At 62.5% G+C, this 2,636-nt stretch carries 4 protein-coding genes and 2 pseudogenes; 3 read left to right on the top strand and 3 right to left on the bottom strand.

Features of this window, described 5'->3' with window-relative positions; genetic code table 11:
* Nucleotides 1–209 precede the first annotated feature (209 nt).
* From QZ588_RS18000 to QZ588_RS17990, 3 genes and pseudogenes are all read right to left on the bottom strand, one after another.
* Complete coding sequence (locus tag QZ588_RS18000; RefSeq protein WP_295544490.1) at nt 210–1,088, bottom strand: 5-bromo-4-chloroindolyl phosphate hydrolysis family protein; 879 nt, start codon at nt 1,086–1,088, stop codon at nt 210–212.
* 10 nt (nt 1,089–1,098) lie between these two features.
* Nucleotides 1,099–1,224, bottom strand: coding sequence for a hypothetical protein (locus QZ588_RS17995; RefSeq protein ID WP_295544488.1), 126 nt, complete (start codon nt 1,222–1,224; stop codon nt 1,099–1,101).
* A gap of 185 nt (nt 1,225–1,409) precedes the next feature.
* Nucleotides 1,410–1,670: pseudogene (locus QZ588_RS17990) on the bottom strand (IS4 family transposase); the annotation flags it as partial.
* Nucleotides 1,671–1,737: 67 nt separating this feature from the next.
* Here QZ588_RS17990 and QZ588_RS17985 point away from each other — a divergent pair.
* The 3 genes and pseudogenes from QZ588_RS17985 to QZ588_RS18205 all read left to right on the top strand — a co-directional run.
* Nucleotides 1,738–1,965: pseudogene (locus QZ588_RS17985) on the top strand (addiction module toxin RelE); the annotation flags it as partial.
* Nucleotides 1,966–2,025: 60 nt separating this feature from the next.
* Entirely contained in the window at nt 2,026–2,295 is a 270-nt protein-coding gene (locus QZ588_RS17980; RefSeq protein WP_366929612.1) for a DUF4160 domain-containing protein, read from the top strand.
* Between the two features lie 5 nt (nt 2,296–2,300).
* Nucleotides 2,301–2,540 carry a DUF2442 domain-containing protein gene (locus QZ588_RS18205; protein ID WP_366929611.1) on the top strand — a complete coding sequence of 80 codons (240 nt, stop codon included), beginning with the start codon at nt 2,301–2,303 and terminating at the stop codon, nt 2,538–2,540.
* Nucleotides 2,541–2,636 lie beyond the last annotated feature (96 nt).

Below are 2,636 nucleotides of genomic sequence, written 5' to 3'. Positions count from 1 at the left end.
CGCCGTGAATACGTCCCTGTAGGCTTCACGACAGCATCCCTGCTGTCGAGACCCCCGCCAGCCGCAACCCAGCCCGCGGAAAGCGAAAACCGAGATGCGACGGGTATACATCACCGGCGACCCCAGCCGACGCCTCCAGTCCATGGAGCAGCCTCCCGGCGATGATCGGGCAGCCGTCGGCGACGGCACAACCAGTTCGGCCGCCGCGGCTACAGCATGCCCTCGCGCTCCAGCTGACGGGTCAGCACCTCAATCTGCACATCGAGGTCTTCCACGTCGCGCTCCAACAGCACCTGGTACTGTTCGCGAAAGGCGGTCTCGACCGTCTCCAGCGCGTGACGAAAGCGCTGCTCCAGCGCGGGTGCGGTCATCTCGCTGTGGGTCTTCGCATAGCCCTCCACCACCCGCTGCACGCCGTCGAGATAGACGTTCAGAAACTTGCGCGCGCGCCACAGGTCGCGCGGATCATCCTGAACACGCGTCAGGATCTGCCGCGCTAAGCCGGCGATACTGGCGAGCCGTTCGTCCAGCTCCGGCTGGCGGATGCGGCGGCTCGCCTGCTCGATGGCGGCGATGGAGGCGGCGGCACGCCGAAGCGACGCGGCGCCGAAACGGCCCAAGTCCTGCGGACGCCGGCGCAGCGGCGAGAGGTCCAGCGCATAGACCAGATGGAAGCCCAGCAGCGTCACCAAGGCGAAGGCCCCGCCGATGGCCGGATGATGCCCGGCGCCGAGCCAGGCCGTCACGCCGCTGCCCAGCGCCAGCAGCACCGCGCCTGCGCGCTTAGGTGACCAGCGCCGCCACCGAGCGCCGGCGAGCCCGCGACGCGCCAGCAGCGCGCCGCCCAGCAGCAGGCCGTAGCCGAGCCCATCGCCGAGCAGCAGCGTGAGCTCGCCGCGGATGAGGGCGATCAGGGCCGCGGCCGCCGCCGGCAGGGGCAGTACGAACAGCAGCCAATCGGGGACGGCAACCTCGGCGTTGGCCGCCTGGCGATCAGCGCTGCCCTGCGCTGCCAGCCGACGCCACATCACCGTCACCAGCACGGCCGCAATGGCGATGATCACGGCCAGCAGCAAAACCCGTTTCATCGCCGCGGACTCAGTGCACGGAGACAATCGCCGAGGCCGAGGCGCTGCAGGAGGTCAGCAGCGCCTGGGACGACGCGACACCGATGCCCACAACCAACAGCAAGGTGCCGAGCAGACGGCGCTGGCGATCCGACATGGCACATGTCCTCCATCGATTCCAGATAGCGGCGCCCTAACCCTTCGACGATGCGTGCGAGTGGGCGGAAGGTGATCGTTGAAGAGGTGCATGCCGCGCAAGGCCCAGAGGCGCTTGCGCGACTGGTCGTAGAACTCTTGGGAGACCATTGTGTGGTCAAGTGAATATATTTGCACATAAATACGCTAAGTGCCCTGTAAGCTTTGGGCAAATTGCATGCCCTCGGCGAAGTCCCGCACCCGCTGCAGCCCGAGCCAGAGCGTCTTCATCCCGGGCTCGCCATCGCATTTGCGCCCGAGAAAGCCGCCGAGACTGGCGATGAGCCGGATGACGGTGTTGAGCTTGGGTGCCTGCTTGGGCGGACGTTGCTTGGCAAGGATGTAGGCTGCCCGCCATTCCTCGGTCGAGAACAGCAGCGCGGCGTCGAGTGCTGGTGCGGTGCGCCCCTATAATCTCCCGGGACTTGACAATATCAGGTCTTGCCTTTTGCCTCTGATGAGTTAGGGTTGGGGTGTGGCACGTCGCCTAAGGCTCGAGTTTTCCGGCGCGCTTTACCACGTCACCTCGCGTGGTGACGGGCGAGAGGCGATCTATGGGGGCGACGGTGACCGGCGGATGTTCCTGGGGTTGCTCGCCGAGGTGTGCGAGCGCTTCAACTGGTGGGGGCACGCCTACTGTCTCATGACCAACCACTATCGCCTGCTCATGGAGACGCCGGACGCGAATCTCGCTAAAGGGATGTGACAGCTCCGGAAAAGGGGCCGGGCTTAGCGTCGTGCATAATGCCACTCGGGTGAGGACATGCCTTCAATCTCGATGTTCTATGGACTAATCGTCTACATGTACTTTATGGACCGTAAGCAGCATAAGTTGCCGCACATCCATGTCAAGTACCAAGATGACGAGGTGGTTGTCCAAATCCCCGACGGCACCGTTCTTGAAGGAAGTATTCCGAATTCGAAAATGAAACTGCTGCAGGCTTGGATCGAACTGCACCGGGATGAACTAATAGCAGATTGGGCTCTCGCCGTGTCCGGAGAGCAGCCCTATAAGATAGAACCGTTGAGATAGCGCCCATGAATCCTAGGGTCAAGAGTGTCGAAGCCCGACCCGGATACAAACTGTTCTTGGTGTTCAGTAACGGCGAGCACGGTATGTATGACTGCTCTCACCTATTAGAGTTCGGTGTGTTCCGAGAGCTCAAGGACGAACGCTATTTCTCGCAGGCGCGAGCCTTGGATGGCACTGTGGTTTGGCCGCATGAGCAGGATATTTGCCCCGACACCCTCTATCTAGATTCAACAAAACATGCCTAACAAGAGCACCAGCCCGGGGGCTAGTACTACTTTGTTAGATTAATTCCGCTCCCCTGACTCAACCAGTATCATTCGCGCCGTCAGGATCATTATCCC

It is taken from the genome of uncultured Thiohalocapsa sp. (assembly GCF_913062725.1).
GTDB lineage: Bacteria > Pseudomonadota > Gammaproteobacteria > Chromatiales > Chromatiaceae > Thiohalocapsa.
Note: the sequence above shows the minus strand (reverse complement) of the source record. Positions and strands in the feature narration are given on the sequence as shown.